The organism is Peptoniphilus sp. HMSC075B08, from assembly GCF_001815405.1.
Lineage (GTDB): Bacteria > Bacillota > Clostridia > Tissierellales > Peptoniphilaceae > Peptoniphilus_A > Peptoniphilus_A harei.
Genome location: NZ_KV820437.1, coordinates 5,673 through 26,019, shown reverse-complemented (window position 1 = coordinate 26,019; position 20,347 = coordinate 5,673). Strand labels below are relative to the sequence as shown.

The 20,347-nt window shown below is 34.8% G+C and carries 24 protein-coding genes and 1 pseudogene; 3 read left to right on the top strand and 22 right to left on the bottom strand.

Annotation, left to right across the window (positions count from 1 at the left end; genetic code table 11):
- Positions 1-11: 11 nt before the first annotated feature.
- The 11 genes from HMPREF3023_RS02235 to HMPREF3023_RS02185 all read right to left on the bottom strand — a co-directional run bounded on the left by HMPREF3023_RS02235 (position 12) and on the right by HMPREF3023_RS02185 (position 9,194).
- Entirely contained in the window at positions 12-617 is a 606-nt protein-coding gene (locus HMPREF3023_RS02235; protein ID WP_070700228.1) for a C39 family peptidase, read from the bottom strand.
- Between the two features lie 42 nt (positions 618-659).
- Positions 660-1,394: a TIGR03915 family putative DNA repair protein gene (locus HMPREF3023_RS02230; protein WP_070700227.1), complete on the bottom strand. Its 735-nt coding sequence runs from the start codon at positions 1,392-1,394 to the stop codon at positions 660-662.
- Positions 1,395-1,403: 9 nt separating this feature from the next.
- Entirely contained in the window at positions 1,404-2,633 is a 1,230-nt protein-coding gene (locus HMPREF3023_RS02225) for a putative DNA modification/repair radical SAM protein (protein ID WP_070700226.1), read from the bottom strand.
- A 545-nt stretch (positions 2,634-3,178) separates the two neighbouring features.
- A complete protein-coding gene (locus HMPREF3023_RS02220; RefSeq protein WP_070700225.1) occupies positions 3,179-4,777 on the bottom strand; it encodes a Na/Pi cotransporter family protein in 1,599 nt (532 codons plus the stop codon).
- 151 nt (positions 4,778-4,928) lie between these two features.
- On the bottom strand, positions 4,929-6,149 hold the full coding sequence (locus tag HMPREF3023_RS02215) for an MFS transporter (RefSeq protein ID WP_070700224.1): 1,221 nt from the start codon (positions 6,147-6,149) through the stop codon (positions 4,929-4,931).
- 35 nt (positions 6,150-6,184) lie between these two features.
- The gene (locus tag HMPREF3023_RS02210) at positions 6,185-6,460 is read right to left on the bottom strand and encodes a hypothetical protein (protein ID WP_070700223.1); all 276 of its coding nucleotides are present in this window, start codon (positions 6,458-6,460) and stop codon (positions 6,185-6,187) included.
- A gap of 1 nt (position 6,461) precedes the next feature.
- Entirely contained in the window at positions 6,462-7,001 is a 540-nt protein-coding gene (locus HMPREF3023_RS02205; RefSeq protein ID WP_070700222.1) for a GNAT family N-acetyltransferase, read from the bottom strand.
- A gap of 4 nt (positions 7,002-7,005) precedes the next feature.
- Complete coding sequence (locus HMPREF3023_RS02200) at positions 7,006-7,425, bottom strand: histidine kinase (protein WP_070700221.1); 420 nt, start codon at positions 7,423-7,425, stop codon at positions 7,006-7,008.
- A gap of 7 nt (positions 7,426-7,432) precedes the next feature.
- A complete protein-coding gene (locus HMPREF3023_RS02195; RefSeq protein WP_070700220.1) occupies positions 7,433-7,645 on the bottom strand; it encodes a helix-turn-helix transcriptional regulator in 213 nt (70 codons plus the stop codon).
- A 104-nt stretch (positions 7,646-7,749) separates the two neighbouring features.
- Positions 7,750-8,622, bottom strand: coding sequence for a hypothetical protein (locus tag HMPREF3023_RS02190; protein ID WP_070700219.1), 873 nt, complete (start codon positions 8,620-8,622; stop codon positions 7,750-7,752).
- 89 nt (positions 8,623-8,711) lie between these two features.
- Entirely contained in the window at positions 8,712-9,194 is a 483-nt protein-coding gene (locus HMPREF3023_RS02185) for an acyl-CoA thioesterase (protein ID WP_070700218.1), read from the bottom strand.
- 420 nt (positions 9,195-9,614) lie between these two features.
- Between HMPREF3023_RS02185 and HMPREF3023_RS02180 the strand changes: the two genes are divergently transcribed.
- The gene (locus tag HMPREF3023_RS02180) at positions 9,615-10,580 is read left to right on the top strand and encodes a stalk domain-containing protein (protein WP_070700217.1); all 966 of its coding nucleotides are present in this window, start codon (positions 9,615-9,617) and stop codon (positions 10,578-10,580) included.
- 98 nt (positions 10,581-10,678) lie between these two features.
- Here HMPREF3023_RS02180 and HMPREF3023_RS02175 read toward each other — a convergent pair whose 3' ends face one another.
- The 11 genes and pseudogenes from HMPREF3023_RS02175 to HMPREF3023_RS02120 all read right to left on the bottom strand — a co-directional run bounded on the left by HMPREF3023_RS02175 (position 10,679) and on the right by HMPREF3023_RS02120 (position 19,630).
- A complete protein-coding gene (locus HMPREF3023_RS02175; protein WP_070700216.1) occupies positions 10,679-12,196 on the bottom strand; it encodes an ABC transporter permease/substrate-binding protein in 1,518 nt (505 codons plus the stop codon).
- On the bottom strand, positions 12,189-12,926 hold the full coding sequence (locus HMPREF3023_RS02170) for an ABC transporter ATP-binding protein (protein WP_070700215.1): 738 nt from the start codon (positions 12,924-12,926) through the stop codon (positions 12,189-12,191). The genes HMPREF3023_RS02175 and HMPREF3023_RS02170 overlap by 8 nt, the downstream gene beginning before the upstream one ends.
- Positions 12,927-13,077: 151 nt before the next feature.
- Entirely contained in the window at positions 13,078-13,836 is a 759-nt protein-coding gene (locus HMPREF3023_RS02165; protein WP_070700214.1) for an SDR family NAD(P)-dependent oxidoreductase, read from the bottom strand.
- 87 nt (positions 13,837-13,923) lie between these two features.
- A complete protein-coding gene (locus tag HMPREF3023_RS02160) occupies positions 13,924-14,532 on the bottom strand; it encodes a hypothetical protein (RefSeq protein WP_070700213.1) in 609 nt (202 codons plus the stop codon).
- A gap of 8 nt (positions 14,533-14,540) precedes the next feature.
- Positions 14,541-14,942 carry an HIRAN domain-containing protein gene (locus HMPREF3023_RS02155; protein WP_070700212.1) on the bottom strand — a complete coding sequence of 134 codons (402 nt, stop codon included), beginning with the start codon at positions 14,940-14,942 and terminating at the stop codon, positions 14,541-14,543.
- A complete protein-coding gene (locus HMPREF3023_RS02150; RefSeq protein ID WP_070700211.1) occupies positions 14,939-15,745 on the bottom strand; it encodes a molecular chaperone DnaJ in 807 nt (268 codons plus the stop codon). The genes HMPREF3023_RS02155 and HMPREF3023_RS02150 overlap by 4 nt, the downstream gene beginning before the upstream one ends.
- Before the next feature lie 401 nt (positions 15,746-16,146).
- On the bottom strand, positions 16,147-16,458 hold the full coding sequence (locus HMPREF3023_RS02140) for a PadR family transcriptional regulator (protein WP_070700209.1): 312 nt from the start codon (positions 16,456-16,458) through the stop codon (positions 16,147-16,149).
- Positions 16,459-16,460: 2 nt separating this feature from the next.
- Positions 16,461-17,702 (bottom strand): DUF2812 domain-containing protein, encoded by a 1,242-nt coding sequence (locus HMPREF3023_RS02135; protein WP_070700208.1) that lies wholly within the window; start codon positions 17,700-17,702, stop codon positions 16,461-16,463.
- A 291-nt stretch (positions 17,703-17,993) separates the two neighbouring features.
- Positions 17,994-18,629 (bottom strand): annotated as a pseudogene (locus HMPREF3023_RS02130) (MgtC/SapB family protein).
- Between the two features lie 293 nt (positions 18,630-18,922).
- Entirely contained in the window at positions 18,923-19,384 is a 462-nt protein-coding gene (locus HMPREF3023_RS02125) for a hypothetical protein (RefSeq protein WP_070700207.1), read from the bottom strand.
- Between the two features lie 24 nt (positions 19,385-19,408).
- Positions 19,409-19,630, bottom strand: a complete 222-nt coding sequence (locus HMPREF3023_RS02120; protein WP_070700206.1) for a DUF3784 domain-containing protein — start codon at positions 19,628-19,630, stop codon at positions 19,409-19,411.
- Between the two features lie 147 nt (positions 19,631-19,777).
- Between HMPREF3023_RS02120 and HMPREF3023_RS02115 the strand changes: the two genes are divergently transcribed.
- Positions 19,778-20,035, top strand: coding sequence for an AbrB/MazE/SpoVT family DNA-binding domain-containing protein (locus HMPREF3023_RS02115; RefSeq protein WP_070700205.1), 258 nt, complete (start codon positions 19,778-19,780; stop codon positions 20,033-20,035).
- Positions 20,035-20,301 carry a type II toxin-antitoxin system RelE/ParE family toxin gene (locus HMPREF3023_RS02110; protein ID WP_070700204.1) on the top strand — a complete coding sequence of 89 codons (267 nt, stop codon included), beginning with the start codon at positions 20,035-20,037 and terminating at the stop codon, positions 20,299-20,301. The genes HMPREF3023_RS02115 and HMPREF3023_RS02110 overlap by 1 nt, the downstream gene beginning before the upstream one ends.
- Positions 20,302-20,347 lie beyond the last annotated feature (46 nt).

Here is a 20,347-nt window from a genome sequence, read left to right as displayed (position 1 = left end):
CTTAAACTTTATTACAAGTCTTCTCCTATGTCAACATCAAAGACATTGTAGGAAAAAATTGGAACCTTCAAAAATCCCCTTAGATCATTGTAGTCGATGTAGGACTTAGTCTTGTTCCATCCATCATAAACATGCAAGAACTTGACCTTCATCCCCTTGAATTTATAAATTGAATAACCGGAGATAACTAATGAATGGTTCTTGTAATATCCTGATCCCAGGTTCATAACTAGTGGCCTGAAGTTGTCGATCTCGTCCTTCACGTGGGAGTAGAAGTTGCCAAGGTAAATTCCCCTTGCCCTTATGTCAATTTTATTTTTCTTGAAATAAATATTGGCAATGTGGGAAATCATCACAGGAAGGGTCCCTATTTTTTTGAAGTAGCCATTTTTCTTGGCGATTGCAAAGACTTCGTCATAGATTTCAAATTTGTCCTTGTCTCTATAGTAATAGTTTATAATCCTTGTTAGGCTTGCTATGGTGCAGTTGTTGTGACTGTCATTAAATTCCCTTTGCAAGAAGTCTGGCAATTCTAAATCGCTGGACTCAATAAATCTTGCTCCATGATAATGGTCTTCTATATAAGTATTTAAGTTTGCAATTCTATTTTTTTCCATTTTCTCCTCCCAAGTCCTTTATACCCTTAGAAGAAATTTTTATTAATCACATTTTTTTGGCCTATTCATCTCTGGCAAATTCTTCCAATATTTTTTTGGCATATTTTGCATCCTAAGTTTTTCATTTTTTCTCTCATCAATGGCAACAGCATCGTAGAAGGAAAGCCAGAGGTCAATATAAGAATCATCAGTCTTCATATCTTCTGACATTTCAAAGTCAAAGAAGTTGCCCCTTTCTCCATTGTAGATTACAGCCTTATTGCGAACTATATCTGCAATTACAAATTTTTCATTGACTAGCCTTCTCTTAAAGTGCTTGTAGACAAAAATCAAAATATCATTTTGTGGTTCAAACTTGGCAAAGAGGAGGCCATCCTTTTCTTCAAAACGAAGAAGTCCCTTGAAAGAGTGGATCTCTCCTGAGACCCTCTTTAATAAATTTTTGAATTCAACTAGGTCTTCGTCGGCACTTTCATAATAATAAAATCCATGGGTGTAGAGTTTTTTAAGGGTCTTGGCTATGGCCACTTCCTTTCTCTCGTTGTTTGCCGCAAATACCCTTAGGACTGAATCATAAAATGAATAAGAAAAGTTTTTTATTATTGAATCTCTAACCCTCTTGGCCTTGTCAATTTCTGTGGGGCACTTGATTCTGTCAGCCATAAAATTCATTTGGCCTGACCTCTTAGTGATTAAGTCCACATCTTCTAGAACCTTGTAGGCATTAAAAATTACTGTAAAAAGTCCTTCTATTGTCCCGTCGTATAAGTAAATCATATCTATCACTTAGTCGAGAAAACTAAGTTGTTCTCCTCCTTCCCTCTCCACCATTAAAGACCTCAAGGTCTCTTTGGAATCAAAGCTTCTTCCATAATACTTGCCTGAAATTGTTATAAAGTTTAGGGCCCTCTTGGTGGAAATCCTAAGCTTCTTTAGGTCTTCAAGAGTCAAGTTAAAGGACCTCCTGGCCCTCACAATTTTTCTTGCAGACTGGGGACCAAATCCTGGAATCTTTAAAAGTTCTTCAAGACTTGCCTTGTTAATGTCAATGGGGTCCCTGTAATTTTCTATGGCCCAGTCCATCTTTGGATCAAGATTTAAGTCAAAATCTCTTTTTGTCTCGCTTAAAAGTTCCCCTGCCCTAAAACCATAAAACCTAAGGAGGAAGTCTGCCTGATAGATCCTGTGTTCTCGAAGGAGGGGAGTCTTTATCCTTGGCAATTTGGAATTTTCTCTCACAGGCACATAGGCAGAGTAGTAGACCCTCTTTAGGCTGTAGTCGTCGTAGAGGGACTGGGACCTTGTGAGGACATCCCTGTCATGAATGTCCCCTGCTCCAACGATCATCTGACTAGTTTGACCTGCTGGCAAAAACAAGTCCTTCTTTGAAAATTTTTTATATTTTTTCTTTTCAAGCTTGTTGACCTTTAGAGTTTTGGAAACTAGGTCCATGGGCCTTGTTATTTCATCAAGACTTTTTTCTGGAGCAAGAAGGGCCAGGCTCTTTTCTGTTGGGAGCTCAATATTTATGCTCATCCTGTCCACGTATCTGCCCAATTCTTTTATAAGGTCTTGGCTGGCACCCGGTATTGCCTTCATGTGGATGTAACCGTTGAAGTTTTCTTCTTGACGAAGCCTCTTTGCAACCTCTATTAACTTCTCCATGGTGTAGTCGCAGGACTTGAAGATGCCAGAAGACAAGAAGAGGCCCTCAATGTAATTTCTCTTGTAAAAATTTATAGTCAAGTCGACGACTTCATCAACTGTAAAGGCCGCTCTCTTGGAGTCAACACTCTTGGCATTGATGCAGTAGTTGCAGTCGTAGATGCAGTGATTTGTAAAAAGTATCTTAAGAAGAGATATGCACCTGCCATCTTCAGACCAAGAGTGGCAGATTCCACTTTGGCTAGCGTTTCCCAATCCACCCTTATTCTTTCTATTGGAGCCAGAAGATGAGCAGCTCACGTCATACTTTGCAGCATCAGACAAAATTTTTATTTTTTCTTTTAATTCCATATTACCACCAAGGTCATTCTAACATCGAAACTTGTGTTTGTAAACAAATTTTCTTTTACAGTCTTTTGTTTTGATTTCTTTCAATAACTTGTGGATCTTCATGGATTTTTAAAATTTTTAAATTTTGTATTGATTTATGATTCAATATCTTCTAAGACTTCATAATTCTTAATGACTTTATAATTTTCTATAACTTCATACTTTTTATGAACCTATATTATTTCATGACTTCATGATTTTTTACGACTTTATAATTTATTATGATTCAATATTTTTCTATCACATAATAATTATTTATGACTTCATCATTCTTCATGACTTCATCATTCTTCATGACTTCATATTTCTTTACTAATTCACATTTTTTTGTGACTTCACACTTTTCTATGACTTCATAATTTTTTATAACGCCAAAACCTTTGAGGATTTCTCAAATTTTTATGACCTCATAAGTTTCCAGAACTTCCTAATTTTTAAAGTTAAAAATTCCCAATAAAAAAATCTGCCCGAAAGCAGATTAATTTTTATCATTTTCAATTAATTTATTATATTGAAAGCTTGCCAGCGTTGGAAATATAAGATGAAATTCTTTCCATGGCTGCAAGAGTTTTTTCATAAAGAAGTCCTGATTCAGGATTACAAATTTTTTCTCTCATCCTTATCATGTGGTTGTTCCTAAAGTCAGAAGCCTCTTTTTGAACAAGTTCATTGGACTCACGCATGAATACAACTCTTTGGTCTTTTTCCATGTCTCCGTCATAGGAGTGGAACATTTTTTCAATAATAGTATTTATTTCTCTCATTTCATCAAAAGTCACATCAGTAAAGAAAAGACCTTCGTCATTTTTTAACTTAGCAACTTCAGCAATATTTTTGGAGTGGTCCCCAATTCTTTCCATGTCTCTAGATATTCTAAGATAAGCTGCAAAGTTTGCAGAAGTTTCCTTATTCATTGGTAGGCCTAGTGAATCAATAATAAAGGCCGAAATTTGTTTGTTGAGGTAGTTAATAACTCCCTCTCTCCTAAATATTTCGTCGTATTTCTCGTCGTCAAACTCTCTTAAGAGTTCAACAGAGGACTCATAGTTCATAGTTACAATATCAAGTAGCCTTCTAACCTCTGCCTTGACATCAGTAAAGGTTGCTGGTGCATCCTTTGTAACATTTAAGTTGATATATTGTAGAGACATCTCTTCTTGTTCCTTGTCTATACCAGGAATAATCTTGAAGGCTAGGTCTGCAAGCTTCTTGGAGAAAGGAATTAAAATGATTGTAGTTGCAATATTAAAGAGTGTGTGAAGGTTGGCAATCTCTGCTGCCGGTAAGTTCCTTGAAAATCTTTCTACTATCTCGTCTATTGGGATCACAAAGGATACAAGGATAAATATTATTGTACCAATAATGTTAAAGAGAACGTGAACTAGGGCAGTCCTTCTTGCGTTCTTGGATGATCCAACTGAAGATAAAACTGAAGTCACACAAGTACCAATGTTAAATCCTAGGATTATATACATGGCTGAGTGAAGTGATATTACACCTTGATTGGCAACGGCTTGCAAGATACCAAGAGATGCTGATGAAGATTGGAGTAAGGCTGTTATACCTGTACCTGCCAAAACTCCCAAGATTGGATTGTCAAACTTAGTCATTACAGTTGAAAATCCAGGATAGTCCCTTAGGGGTTCCATGGAGTCACTCATAAATTGCATACCCATGAATAAAAATCCAAGGCCTATAATTGCTTGACCTACGTATCTTTTCTTCTTACTCTTGGAGAAAGTGCTCATCAAAAAACCTATAAAGGCAATTATAGGTGCTAGGGTTGAAATGTTTAGGGCTACCAACTGACCTGTGATTGTTGTACCAATGTTTGCTCCCATAATAATTCCAACAGACTGATAAATAGTCATTAGGCCTGCATTTACAAAACCTACAACCATTACTGTAGTCGCTGAAGATGATTGGATAACTGCTGTGACAAGAGCACCAACTAGAATAGATTTGAAGAAGTTGGACGTCATCTTTTCAATGACAACTCGGAGTCTATCACCTGCGACTAGTTCGAGGCCCGAGCTCATCATTTCCATTCCATAAAGGAAAAGAGCAAGTCCTCCTAATAGCTCAATAAAATAATTAATTGACATAAGTCCTCCCAAATTGTTTTTCAATTTCATCTTACAATATAATTTCTAATTTTTAAAGGAAAAGTAAAAAATTTGTAAAGAATTTGCAAAGTTATATAAAAAAAGACGGCTAAGCCGTCAAATTTTCTTCTTTTAATTTGTGTCTTTATTTTTAAATTTCTCTAGAAGCTCTTAGGTAAAAAGGAATTGCTAAGACTTGGGCAAAAATTGAAAGGCCAATCATAAGTGGAAGAGACTTAGCATAAATTACTCCAAGTATCCAAGACCCCAAGAACCAAAAAATTCCAAAGGAGCACTCAAAGATTCCATAGCCCGTTGCCCTATTTTTCTTTGGAACCATGGAAGTCACAGCAGCCTTTAAGATGGATTCTTGAGCACCCATACCTATTCCCCAAAGGACTAGTCCAAATAAAATAGCAGCTTCACTTTTGAAGCCAAAGATGAAAAGAGAGAAGGGGGCAGAAATAATCGTTGAGATGACGAGAGCCTTCACTCCCTTTTTGTCGTAGATGTGACCAAAGATAAGGGCAGCCACAGCATCCACTAACATGGCTCCTGCGTATAAAAGTGGTAGAGTCTCTTCACTTATTAGCCTAAAAGTTTCATAAGATCCTCCAAGGCCTGTAAAGTTTTTGGATATGTGCATAATGACAAGAGCGTAGTCCATAAAACCAAAGGCAAAGAATGAAATTCCAACAATATAATAAATAAAGGACTTCTTCATGACAAAGGCTTCTTCTTTCTTTGCTTCAGGTTCAAAGGCCTCTGGGTTTGGAAACTCCCTCTTAGTTATAAATAAAAGGAGGATGGTAATAAAACCTGGGATTGCCAAGAAGGCAAAGGCAGTCCTATAAATTTCAAAAGTTGTACCATCTGTTTTAAATAGCATGACTAGATATAAAAAGACTGGTCCCAAGAAGGCCCCAATTTGGTCTAGCATCTCTTGGATCCCAAAAGACTTACCGACTCCTTCTTGACTGGCAGCAAAGGACATAATTGTATCCTTTGCAGGTTTTTTTATTGCCTTGCCCATCCTTTGAATGACAAGTAAGAGAGCAGCTGCAATCCAACCCTTTTTGCCAACAAGTGCAAGGGCCGGCACTGCCAAGATGTCTAGTATGTAACCAAAGATTACCATGGGCCAATACTTCTTCGTCCTGTCAGTTATTTTTCCAAAAACATATCTCATGGAGTAACCAATGAGTTCTCCCAGACCAGAGATAAATCCAATAGTTCCTGCCGAGGCACCAAGTAGGGCAAGGTAGGCTCCCCTGATGCTTGATGCTCCCTCGTGAGTCATATCTGAAAAGAGGCTGACAATTCCAAATAAAATTATAAAGGTCATGGCCCTTGAAAATCTTTTTTCTTTCATCTTATTTACTCCCAAAACTTTTCTTCATTATAAATTTATTTCTTCTTAACAAAAACTGTAATGCCGTTGATTATTATTGATCCAAGAGTGCAGACAAAGAGGGTCTCTCTTATAGTTGGGATTACATCAAGGGCACCAGCAATATCTCCTTTTTCCAAGAAGTTTGCCCCCATATTGTAAAATCCAAAAATAGCAAGACATGTAAAGGCCATGCTGAGGAATCTATCCCTAGATGAATCTTTCCCATTTAACCATCCCAAAATATTTTTAACAGCAAAAAATATTGCAATAAGTCCACAAATAATTTCCATCTTATCCTTCTTTCTTTAAAAATTCTTCTCTCGTAAGCAAGTTTACATTTACATCTCGCCTCTCGTCCATGAGAGGAAGGTATTCATCTTTTATTACTTTTTGAGGAATAAAACCACACTTATCTTGAACTCTCTTTGATTTTTCATTTCCTGTGTAGTAGGCACACCAAACCTTGGTCATACCCAAGTCACAAAAGGCATGTCTCAAGATTTCTCCAACTGCTTCCGGCATAAGTCCTCTTCCCCAAAATTTTTTGCCCAGCCAATAACCAAGCTCACACTCATCATCACTATCTGTGAGCTTTGTATTACCCCTTAACTTCAATTCAATAGCTCCTATTGCCTCATTGCTTTCCTTGAGAGCAAGGGCATAAGCTTCTTTTCCATTAAAAATATTTTTTATTGTCATAATGCTATCTTCAATAGACTTGTGGGCAGGCCATCCTGCAACTGGTCCAACATCTGGGTCCTTAGCATACTCAAACAAAGACTCCGCATCATCGAGTGTCCACCTTCTAATAATAAGTCTCTCTGTCTCCATATTTTTAAATCCTCTTCCAATCCTTTGCTTTTAATCCTATAAATCTCTCTTCATTGCCATCAAAAATTCTGCCCTTGAAGTCAACTTCATACATGACCTTCTTTCCCAAGTGTCTAAGGCTTATGATGGCCTTGTTATTTTTCTCATCTACTTCAAATTCTTCTATTTCATTCCAAGGCATGAGGTAAAAGTCCCTCTTAGTTGAGTTTGAAATTTCACTTTCGTAAAGGCCCTTGGGGCTAAAGTAGAGGATAAAGGTCCTTGATGAATCAAAGGTGTAGAAGAGTCCACCTATTATCATAAGCTTAGCCAGTCCTGTCTTTAGGTCATTGGCCTTAAAGGCTACAAGATAGTTGTCCTTATCTCCAAATATTTTTTCAACTTTTTCACTAAATTCCTTCTTGTCATTAAATAATAATCCCATAAAAACCTCACTTAAATATAAAAACTTCCTTGATGTCCTTGCCCAGGACCTTGCAGATTTTGTAGGCTGTCTCAAGGGTTGGACTAATTGTGTTATTCTCATAGGCCATGATTGACCTCCTCTTAAGTCCCACAGCCTTAGCCAACTTGTGTTGAGAGAGCCCAAGATCTTTCCTGTACTCAGCAATTTTATTTTCTATTACTACATTTTCTATTTCCATTAAATCACCTGACGCTTTTGGTTACATTTATAGTACCAAAGTATGTTCTTACTTTCAATATTTTTAAATAAAAAATCAGTGACTCCCATCACTGACTTATAAATTTATTTTATTTTTTCAAAGGTCTTTCCATTGTTTCTTGAGATGTAGTTAGATTTATTGTTATTTATGTCCTCAAAGTCCAAATGGATAAGTCCCTCTTCATCCATATTTCCTTTAACTTTAGGGCTTGTCTCTTCAAGTTCAGATATAAATTTCATCTCATGGCCAGAAATTTTTACAAAAAACCAGCGAGACCTTGCCCCTGCCCTATCAACTTCTAAGAGACCAAGGTCAGAATTTTCTATTTTTATAGCGTCTTCTGCTTTAAAATTTTTTAAAATTTCATCTTTATTTTCTTCTTCATCAAAACTTTCTTTTTCATCAAGATCTTCAAGACCAGTCTTTGCAACTTCATCTTCTCTTGGCTCATCAAAGCTTTCTCTTTCGCGAATTAAGATTTCTAAAATATCTCTTATTTCTTGGTCATCAATCATTTTTAAATCATCAAAGGTATTTTTTATTTCATCTTCACTTAACTTGTCCATAGTGATGATCTTTTTTCTGTAGACTTCATAAATTGGATCCATCCAACCAACATTTAAGATGTAAAAATTTTCATCTCCATAAGTAAGTTTTCGATTTTCTTTACCAGAAAAGGCATATGCCAAAAACAAATAAGGGTTTGAAAGCAAAAAAAGTCCAATTAAGACTAAGCCCACAAGGACCTTTAAGTATTTGTTAAAGTTAAAATTTAAAATCTTGTAAATAGAAAAAATTTGCCAGCCTAAAAAAACTAAGAAGCTAAGACCAAGCAGGATGTTGTTAATTATTGGAATAAATTCAATTTTATTAACTAGAATCAAGATTCCAAGGACTTGCCCAAAGGAAAGTAAATAAAGAAAAATATATAAAAGTTTTTTATCTTTTAAAGTCATCGACTCTCTCCTAATAATCTTTTCTTACATTATAATATTTTAAAAAATTTTTGGGCAAAAAAATTAGGAGAGCTCCTCTCCTAATAATTTTACATATTATCTTTTACACCAACTGCAACCATCTTTGCCTTGGCGCGAACTTCGCCATCAGCTTCCATCACCATGTTAACAATTACCTTTCTCTCGCCAATTTCTTCAGCAGTGGCAGTAACTGTAACTTCCTTGTCCATTGGAGTTGGCTTTTTGAAGTCCACTTCAAGCCTTGCAGTGATAAATCTGCCAATAACTGTATCTTCCTTAAGTTCAAGGCCAAGATCTCTGTGTTTGAACCAAGCAGCTGAAGCAGTTCCGTGGCAGTCGAAGATCATGGCAATCATTCCACCAAAGAGGTTGGCAGGAACTCCACCTGTGTAAACTGAATCAGGTGTCACCTTTGCAATACACTCACTTCCGTCTTCTGATGGATAAGATCTTAGGTGCATTCCCTCGTGATTTTTTGGTCCACAACCCCAACAGTATTGGAATCTTTCGCCGTAAGTTTCTTGAATTGCAATTTTTTTATTTTCTGACATAATATCCCCCTTGTAATCTCATTTATAGACTTATTTTATCACATTGTCTTCTTAATTTCTTCTTTAAGTCTTTCTTTAAGAATTTTAATTTTAGAATTATAAAATTATATCTTATTATTAGTTATAGTAAATGTATCTTTTAAGTAGTAGATTGAAAAATATTTTGATAGGCCTTTTTGTTTTTAATAAAAACATGCTTTAATTTAATAAATTTTTATTTTAATGTCATTGTTATTTCCCTAAATAGCTGGTATACTTTAATTAACAAAAGTTGATAGAAAATAAAATAAGATAACTTACATATAGTTTTTTCAAAAAATAAAATAGATTAATATTTTTATCTTAAATAGTCTTTTATCAATTCTATCAATAATGTGTAGTATTAAATCTCGACCCAATCTTTTAAAAGGAGGATTGAATATGGAAAAAATAAAAAATTCACTTATAAGTTCCCTATTAATTATGAGCCTTATTCCAACTTGTGTTTTCGCGGCAGGACAAGTTCCACCTTCTGCATCTGATAAAAATATCAATATTATGATCAATGGAGAAAGAAAAAATCCTCCCCAAGAAATGGGAAGCCCTTATCTTGACATGAAAACTCAAAGGACCATGGTGCCTCTTAGGTTTATATCAGAAAATCTTGGCTTTAAGGTTGACTTCTTACAAAAGTCAAAGGACAACCCTAAGGGAGGAATTGTTATAAGGGACCAAAATAATGTGGAGATTAGAATGGAAATAAATTCTAAGAATGCCACTAGGATTACAGGGGACAAAAAAGAATCTCTTGCCCTAGACTCTCCTTCTCTTATCTATGACGTTAGAACTTACGTGCCTATTAGATTTATATCAGAAGCTACTGGCTACCAAGTTTCTTGGGAAAAAGACACGGTTATTATTAATAGAAATTCAGCTGGAGTAAATTCCACAACTGAAGAAGAAACTAAGGATATAGTAAAAGATTCGACTCTACAAGATAAAGTCCCTACTGGTTCAGTTGGTGACTCTAATAAATTTATAAAAAATCTACAAGACTACAGGACTTCCAAGGGTATTGGTCAAGTAAATGAAGATAAGGAATTAAATAGGCTTGCACTTTTAAGAGCTCAAGAAGAATTAGACCAATTTATAAAAACTGGTAATGCTGACCACGAAAGTCCTGGAGGATACAACAAGGATTTAGGAGAAAACCTAGCACTTTCACGTTACACTCTTGGAGCAAGAGATGGAGACCCAGGCGATGGCTGCTTAAAAAGATGGAAAAATTCGCCTTGTCACAATGACAACCTCTTAAATAAAGATTCAACAAGGGGTGGATATGCCTGTGCCAGAAAGATTATTGACAATAAGGTTTACGAAGCTTCAATTTATCTCTTTGGATTTTAATTTAAAAAACTAACGACTTATTATAAATTTTTACATTAAAAAATGGAGGACTCCCTCCATTTTCTTTTTTTATAAATTCTTTACCTCATCTTTTATACTTACTCATCAATTAAGCCTTCCTTAATTAAAAATTCTCTTGCCACATCTCTTGCAGGTCTTCCCTTAACGTCAACTTCATAATTCATCTCTGCCATTTGATCTGAAGTGATTTTGCCAGCAAGTTTATTTAAAGCTTTCTCCAAATCCGGATATTTTTCTAGGCTCTCACTTCTCATAAGTGGAGCTGCTTGATAAGGTGGAAATAATTTTTTATCATCTTCCAAGACTCTTAACTTGTTGGAGATTATCTGGCTGTCTGTTGAGTAAACATCAGTAACACCTATGGACCCATTGGCTATTGCAGTGTATCTTAGGGCCGGCTCCATGGTCTTCACCTCAAAATGAAGGTCGTAGAGACTTTTTAGTCCTCTGTTTCCGTCTTCCCTGTCATTAAATTCTAGGGTGAAGCCTGCCAGGATGGACTTTTCTAATTTTTTTAAGTCTGAAATTTTTTCCAAATTATTTTCTTCTGCAAAGTCTTCCCTCACTGCAAGGGCATAGGTGTTTTGAAATTCACTTGGGTTTAAATAGGCCAAGTCATCTTGCTTTAAGATTTCATCTCTTGCAACCTTATAATATTCTTCTGGATCCTTTTCAATATCTCCTGGATCAGAATTTAAAAGTGTAGAAGTGATTGTACCTGTAAACTCTGGGTAGATGTCAATGCTTCCTGACTTTAAGGCTTCGTATAAAAAACTAGTCTTGCCAAAGTTTGGCTTTAATTCAACTTTTATGTCGGTCTCGTCTTCAATTAGTTCCTTATACATATTGATTAAGATTTCTGGCTCGGCTCCAAGTTTACCAGCTATGACAAGGGACTTGTTCTTGTTTCCTCCAAAGGGAACAAAGGACATAGCCAAAAGAACAAGGGCCATAATAAAGGAAATTAAAATTGTCTTTAGCTTTTTATTTTGTAAGAACTTAATCAAGGCTCCAAATAAAACTGCAAGTAAGGCAGAAGACAAGGCACCAATTAAAATGAGGGCCGAATTATTCCTATCAATTCCCAATAAGATAAAAGACCCAAGTCCACCTGCGCCAACAAGGGCAGCAAGGGTTGCAGTTCCGATTATCATAATACTTGAAGTCCTTACGCCAGACATAATAATTGGCATGGCAAGGCTCAGCTTATATTTTTTTAATTTTTCCCACTTTGTCATGCCAAAGGCCCTGGCTGCTTCTTCAAGAGAGGGGTCGATTTCTGCAAAACCAGTGACAGCTCCTTGGTAAATTGGAAAGATTGCATAAATCACAAGGGCTGTTATGGCTGGCAGCTTTCCAATTCCCATAAAGGGGATAAAAAGTCCCAAGAGGGCAAGGGATGGAATTGTTTGAAAAATTCCCGTCACTTGAAGGACTCCTTCATTTATTTTTTTGCGGTTGGACAAAAATATGGCCAAGGGAATTGCTATTACAATTGCAATTACAAGGGACATCAGTGAAATCTGAAGGTGTTCAAGAAGAGAAGTGACCCACTGGCCCTTTCTCTCTGCAAATGTTGTAATCAAACTATTCATTAATTTCACCCTCCTCTTTGAAGAAACTTGCAACAAAATCATTGGCAGGATTGTTGACAAGGTCTTCTGGGCTTCCAATTTGGACAACCTTGCCGTCCCTCATGAGGCAAATCCTGTCAGCAAGTTTTATTGCCTCCCTCATGTCGTGGGTTACAAAAACAGTTGTAATCTTGAAATCTCTGTGAAGGTCTTTCACCAAGTCTTGGAGTTGACCTCTTGATATTGGGTCAAGGGCAGAAAAGGGTTCGTCCATTAATAGGACCTTGGGGTTGGCAGCAATAGCCCTTAAAATCCCAATTCTCTGTTTTTCTCCACCAGACAAGTCTTCTGGCAACCTATTTTTATAAACTTTTGGGCCAAGGTCAACTTGCTTCAATAGAGAGTCCACCCTCTTGGCAATCTCTTTTTTATTAATCTTTTTCATCTCTGGAATCAGTCCAATGTTTTCTGCCACAGTGAGATTTGGGAAAAGGGCAATCTCTTGCAAGACATAACCCATCTCAAGTCTCATTTCCCTTAGGGGATAGTCCTTAATATTTTTATTTTGGAAGAAAATATCTCCCTCAGTCTGCTCTATCAACCTATTTATTAATTTAAGCGTCGTAGTCTTACCGCTGCCACTGGGACCAACTAAGACGAAAAATTCTCCATCTTTGATTTCAAAATTGAGATCATCGAGGACTTTTTCCTTCCCGTCGTAAGACATAGAAACGCCTTGGTATCTTATCATCATATTCTCCTTTGTTGCTAAAAATAACTTACTTAAATAACTTACCCCTGGACAAAAAAATAATTCACAAATCCCAATTTATCTGAGACTTGTGAATTTTATTTAAAATTTATTTTTTTCTTAGAGTCCTAAAGATAAGGGACTTAAAAAATTACATATTAGTAAGTCCACCATCAGACACTAAAATTTGTCCGTTGATGTTTAAGGCTTGGTCTGATGCAAGGAAAAGGAGATTTTCTGCAATTTCTTCAGCACTTGCCACCATCTTGTCAAGCTTTGGTCCCCTCATTACAACTTCCATACCCTTTTCATCCACGTCATCAAGCTTTTCCATGATTTCTGTTGCAATTCCACCAGGTGCAACAGCGTTGCAGCGGATCTTGTCATTGGCATACATGGCTGCAGTATTTCTCACAAGACCATGGATTGCATGCTTGGACATTGTGTAAGCAACTCCTGCCTTGCCACCTCTTACACCTGCAATTGATGTTGTGGCAACAATGGATCCTCCATCCTTCATTAGAGGGATAGCTGCCTTAAAGAGCCTAAAGGACCCCTTGACATTAACTTCAAAGATCCTATCAAAAGTTTCTTCCTCGCAGTGAGTTACAGGTTCAAACTTGTCCATTATACCAGCGTTGGCAATTAAAACATCAAGCTTATCATTTTCACTTTTTACCTTTTCAAAAAGTCTGTCTACATCTTCTTGCTTAGACACATCTCCTGGCACAGGAATAATTTCTCCCTTGCAACCCGATGACTTGGCTTCTTCAGCTAGGGCTTCTAGTTTTTCCTTTCTCCTTGCAAAGGCATAAACCTTTCCGCCTTCACCTGCTGCCATAAGGCTTGCAGACCTTCCTACACCAGAGGAAGCACCAGTGATAACAAGAACTTTATTTTCAAATCTCATAAGATCCCCCTTTTTACTTTATTATAATACCATTGTAACAAATTATAAGGAACTTTTATATTAATTATTATTTTCTATTTATTAAAATTAGAGAACGTCACTCCAAATCTCATAAAAATTTTTCCCATCAAATAGCTTCTCCCTAAATGCTTTGTCTATATTTTCAAAAATTTTTTCTTCGCCTAGAAATCCAATTAGTATGTCTTTAGAAATACTTATAATAGCATCTTTACCGCCATAATTGAATTCATAACCAGCCCTGAATTTTTGCCAATCACTTGTCGTAAATTCAGACTTACCAGAAAAAATATCATTTAAATCTTCCAAAAGATAGCTTGTAAAATACTCGTCATCTGAAACTACAAAGTTTATAGAATTTTCTTTCAAAGTTGCCAACATTACAAGGTCATAAGTCATCCTAACCATGTCAACTTTACTTTGTTCTACATGAATACTTTGTCTTTTTTCTTTGGCTTTAATAAGAATAACTTCTGCCCATAAATTTGCTTCTTCTCCAAAAATATTAAAATAATTAAAGCCTGCTTTTACAAGTTTATCAGCAGCTTCTTCTAATATAGATTTCGACTTTACATGATGACCTATAATAAAACAATGGTCTCCCGGGAAGACTTCAAATCTCATATCGTGACTATCTCTTACATAAATATTTTGCCAAACCCATTTATTCTCGTACATACTTTCCCCTAACTTTCATGGAGATAAATTTTAATTTTTATTCTTAGCCAATCTCCTCGCATCTCTTTTTCTATTATCTTGGCAAAGAGGACCTTGCCAGCATCCATGAGTCTTGAAAATACCACATTGTCTTGGCGAGGGACATAGCCAATTTTTTCCTTATTCAAAGTTTCTATACGAATAGCTTGAGGGTCATGTTCATTTTCAGGCTCCCTATAAAAAACAAGTCTGTCTTCTTCCTTTAGCTTGTCACCAATTTCTTTTATACCATGGATGTGACTTGTACCAGCAACATAGGTGTCAAAGAGATAAATATCACGCTCAAAGGGTTTTGGAAGGTCAAGTCCTGTCCCAGACTTCACTAGGTATTCAATTAAATTACCATTATCTTTTTTTGCAATATCACTCATATCTCATCCCTCATTAAAACCTTTATTGCCTCTTCTTGAGTTCTGACTGCTTCCTCAAAACTTTTTAAATCATCCTCTAAGGACTTCAACCTCTCACTTTTCTTCTTCTCATCTTCCAAATAAATCTTCCAAGTGTAGGGTGGTGTGGACTTGATTATATTAATATAATCTTGAATTTGACCTACTAGGCCTTCTAGTCTTTCTATCTCGTCATCCAAGGACTTGCCAGATAAGTCCTCGTCTTTAATGTCATCGCCACTACAAACTATGTCATAAATAATTTGTAAACTTGGAAGGTCTCCATTCTTATAGGCTTCTGTTGCATTATAAAACAATTCCTTTTCTGCATCAGTGACTAAAGGATTGATGTCTGGATGCAAACTTTTGACAATTTTTTTGTAAAGTTTTTTAAGTAGCTTAGCATCTTCTTCACTTAGGACTTCAAGTTTTGCACGACTTAAGGCCTCGTTGATTTCTCCGATTTTTTCTTCCAACTTTTTCTTGTAATCGGCAAATTCTCCATCAAGCTTTTTATCAATTTCTTCAATATTTATCTTCTCTTGACGATTCTTTCTTGCCTGAATCATGTCTTTTTTTCTCTTTAAACGAAGATAAGTACAATAAGTCTTGTAAATCCTGTACTCAAGACTTCCAAAAATTAGCAAATATTCAGTTTTAATATTTTCACAAACTACAAACTCTAGATTGTCTCTTTCAAAGACAAGACTTTCCAAGGTCTTCTTAAGTTCTTTAATCCTCTCTCTTGATTTCTTGTCATCTGGAAACTCAATAATTTGTCCCATGCCAGTCCTCCCTTCTGTGTTAGATTCTCTATCTAAAAAAATTAAAGGGGAAAATTAAAAATTCTCTCCCTGTATAATAAGATTCGTCCGATTCCAATCTGTGGTAGATGGTGTAGGAATAAAGGATTACCTTATAGGAAACTGTTCCACCATCCTTATATCGATAGCTTATGGGAAAGCACAGGATTAAAATAATTAACAAAATAAGAAGTTTTTTTCTCTTCTTTTTATTCTTTTTTCTCATAAAATTTTATCCTCTCTCGCAAAATTTTTATGAAATGTATTCTAAATAGAGTATATTATTAAGACCACTTTTATTCAATTAAAAACAGCGAAGCTTTTGACCCCACTGTTTTACAACTTAAATTTATATAATTTATTTCGCCTAATATTTATCTAAATCACTTGTCAAAATGATTTTCGTAGTTATCTATTAAAAGTCTAAGTCTCTTAACTTCTTCCTCGAGGAGTTCTCGCCCCTCGTCGGTAATTTTATAATACTTCCCCTTCTTATCTACTTCAACTCTTGTAATCAAATCATTTTCTAAAAACTGTGCCAAGAGGGCATAGAGGGTTCCTGGTGCTAAGTTTATTCTTCCTCCTGTGATTTCACTAACCCAGGAAGTAATTTCTGCCCCATTTCTAACTTGGCCTAATGCCAAGAGGGTGAAGTACATGGGCTCTGTTAGGGTTTGGAATTGGTCTCTTGCCATGCTTACACCTCCAGGATCCTTGCAATCTCTTCTTGGGCCTTGTCATCCTCTAGATTTCCACTTACTTCTAAGACTACATTCTTATATAAAATCAAATACTCTTCTCCATCTAATAAGATATATGTCTTATCATAGGGATAATCCCCTGAGATGTCCTTAACATAGTCATCCCTATAAGGGTGCTTCGTAGAATTTTTTAATATTCTTCCAAATAAATTGCCTGCAAGGTCCTGAGACTTTACCACAGTCTTTCTTATGCCAAGATCCTTTTTTTCAGAAAAATAATAATCGCAGCTTTCTGTCAAAAAGCTTCTATTTTCCTTAGTCTTTATAAAATCTTCCACCACTTCTTTTTCAACTTCATTAGCCGTAGAGAATTTATCTATTAAGGTAAATATAGATACATTGGTAATTAAAGAAATTAAAATTACCATTGAGATTAGAATAAATTTTTTCTCACCTCTTTTTATATTCATTGTTTTAATTTTTTTGCGAAAGAAATAAACAAAAGAAATCATAATAAGACCTGGCAGCAAACTTATTAGAATAGTTCTGTCACTAGACCCATCATTAGGAAGTAAAAATTCTGATCCAAAGGCAAGCACAATTAAAATAATTGAAATATAAATCATTAAGACAAAAGCCTTGGAAAAAGTAAGTCTTGAAAATTTTATTTCACTTATGCTATTTACATCCTTGTTCCTCTTTCTAAAAAATATATAGTCTCCCAAGGCTAAAGTATTATATAGAAAAAACAAAATCATAGCCGGTCCCATAAATATTGTGTAGTTTGAATAAAATATATCCCTAGAAAAAAATCTAGAAGTTATAGAGAATACTAGAAAGACAAGAACCATGAAAATTGTGCTAAGAGAAATTATTTCTCCCTTGATCCCCTTCTTTAAAATTTCAATTTCTTCCTTTTCGTCGTTATAAAGAGAGTCTTGGCTTCCTTTATCAAGCTTATAGACGTTCATGCTAAAGGTCCTGTCTACAAGATGCCAACCAAAACCTTTTGCCATTTCATCAAAGTCCCTTAGTTCATCCTTGGAGAAGGCGGAAAAAGATCCTTCGTTAGGTGCAATAGAAATTTTATATCTAACATCTTCTGGTTCAGCTTTTTTAAACTTGTGGATGAAGGGCAAAATTATTTTTTCAATTTGCCAACCCTTCTTTGCCATGTCTTCGTACCACTTTTCAACAAGTCCGAAGTTTGTATAAGTTAAGTATCTTGTCTTTAACATAATCTATCCTCCTTTAGTATCGACTATCGATAATTGAATTATATATCGAGACTCGATAGATTGCAATAATACTTGAAATTTTTTATTTATAAGAATTTGTATTTCATCTTCTATTTCAAATTTTATCTCTCAAAGGATTTTTATATAAAAAAGATCCTTAAGATTTAACATCCTAAGGACCTTTGATTTTTTCTATTAAATTCTTATAAGTAAGTTTTTGTTTGCTATAAAAATGATCTTCAATGTCTTAAGTTAATATTCATAATTTTTTTGGCTCTTAACAAAGTCTGATCATTCTTCCTTATTTAACTTTACTGATTCCAAATGATAGTCCGATTTTAATCTCTTAAAAAATTTACCAATATTATAATGTTTGTGAAAAGATAAAGTCGATTTAATCATTGCTTTGTCCTCTATCTCTTCATCAAGTATGTCTAACCTTCTTATTTCCACGCCTTCTTTTGAAGCAAAATCTAAAAAGTTATCCTCATCGAAGATATCACTAGCAAACACCATAATGTAAGACTTGGATATCCTATCATTTATTAAATTACTGATACCCTTTAATGAAATCAAGGTCACTAGACATACTACAGTTGCTATTATTGCTCCTTCATGAAATCCAATTCCTACTGCAAGTCCTATTGCAGCAGATAGCCATAAGGTCGCAGCTATGGTAAGGCCTGACACACCGTCTTTTGTCTGAAGTATAGTACCTGCACCCAAGAAGCCAATTTCACTTACAACTTGACCTGCCATCCTTGCCGTATCTCGTCATACATTATTAGATATTTCACCAATCCCTTCTATTCCAATGAGCATAATTAAGCATGCACCAACGCTTACTATTATATGGGTCCTAAAACCAGCCACCCTATTTTTAATTTCCCTTTCTATTCCAATAATGGCACCTAAAAAAGCCGCCAAAAATATTCTAACTGTTACTAAAAATATATCTATTCCCTTCCCCTACCTTCGATAAATGTTTAAATGAACTTTATAATTTCTTTTTGAAGATATAATCTTTACCATATTAACACGTTTACTGTCCTGAAATTATGTTAGAAAGTTGGAATTTTATTAAAGAACCTAATTATTATGAATTTTAAATTACTATTCATTTGTTAAATAGTGATACACTTCACCTTGATTCACTTCTCAATAAATATAACAACTAACTCCTTCTATATTAAAAAATATAGAAGGATAAATTAGGTTGTCTAATAGTTTCGCTGACTATTTGGATATATCTTTTTAAAAGTTTCCAACACTTCTTTTTTGTCCGTAACAATAAAAATAGATGAAGAATCTTCTGCTACTATTTCAATTTCAGCTAATGGATGTTGGATTATAGAAACACCATCTTCATAGAGTTGATTATTGTCCCTTGCATTAGGAAGCCTATAACTCAATATTTCTTCATCTGAAATATTATCTGGTATTGCAGAGAAAACGGCCCATATCCATTGAAAATTTTCTTCATTTAAAGAATCTATTAACTTATCTGTGGACAATATTATGTAGTCCTTTTCATTAATTAAATTAAACAAATCTCTAGACAAAGGATACGCCTCAATATCTGTTATTAACCATTTGTAATTAACAATATATTTACCTATTGCATCTAAAATCTCTAAAAGATAAGAATATTCTTTTCTATCTCTTGTGGATATATATCTCATAATGCCCTCATATTCAAACTTTAATTATTTTATTATAATCACAATAATCCCAATTAAAATAAAAATAATCCCAATAATAAGCTCTACTAAGCCTACCTTCTTAGCGTAGACTTCAGTCTTTCTACCTGATTTAAATTCCCCTTCAAATCCATTAATCAAATTATATTTTTCTTTAAAATAAATTAAATAGCCGAAAGTAATAAAAGCTACTCCTACTAGTATAAGTATTATTTTTAATAAAGTCATAAAACTCCTCTCTTAAAACTTCTTAGGTGGACAGGTCTTTTGTAATAATTATACTATAATGAATTCAACTACTTCTATTGACTTTTTTCTTAGACAAAAATATAATTTAATTAGAAAGTACGAATTTCTAACTAAGGGGGTTTTGTTATGTTAGTTGAACTAAAAGCTAAATCACAAGTTACTATCCCAAAAGATATAGTAAGGTCTATGGAATTAAATCAAGGAGACCAATTCGAAGTAACTGAAGATAATGGAAAAATTGTGCTTGTCCCAGTTGCAATCTACCCAGAACATGTAATAAAAAATTTAAAGGCTGAAGTAAAAGAAATTAAAGAATCTATAAAAAATGGTGATCAACCAATCTTTGATTCTATTGACTCCCTATTTGAGGAATTGGACAAGTAATGTCATATAATATTACTTATTCTAAAGCCTTTAAAAAACATTATAAAAAACTATCTGATACTGAAAAGAAACAAACTAAAAAGAAAATTAAGTTTTTCGTGGAAAATCCCACTCATCCATCTTTAAGAACCAGGAAAATACAAGGTGCAGATGGAATATGGGAGTCTTCTGTTAACATGGATATTAGAATTATTTGGTTCTATGAAAATAATGAATTGATATTTCTTTTAGACATTGGACACCACGATATCCTGGACAAGTTTTAAATTTAATACTATAATAAAAACACGAATTGAAAACGAAAGTTTTTCG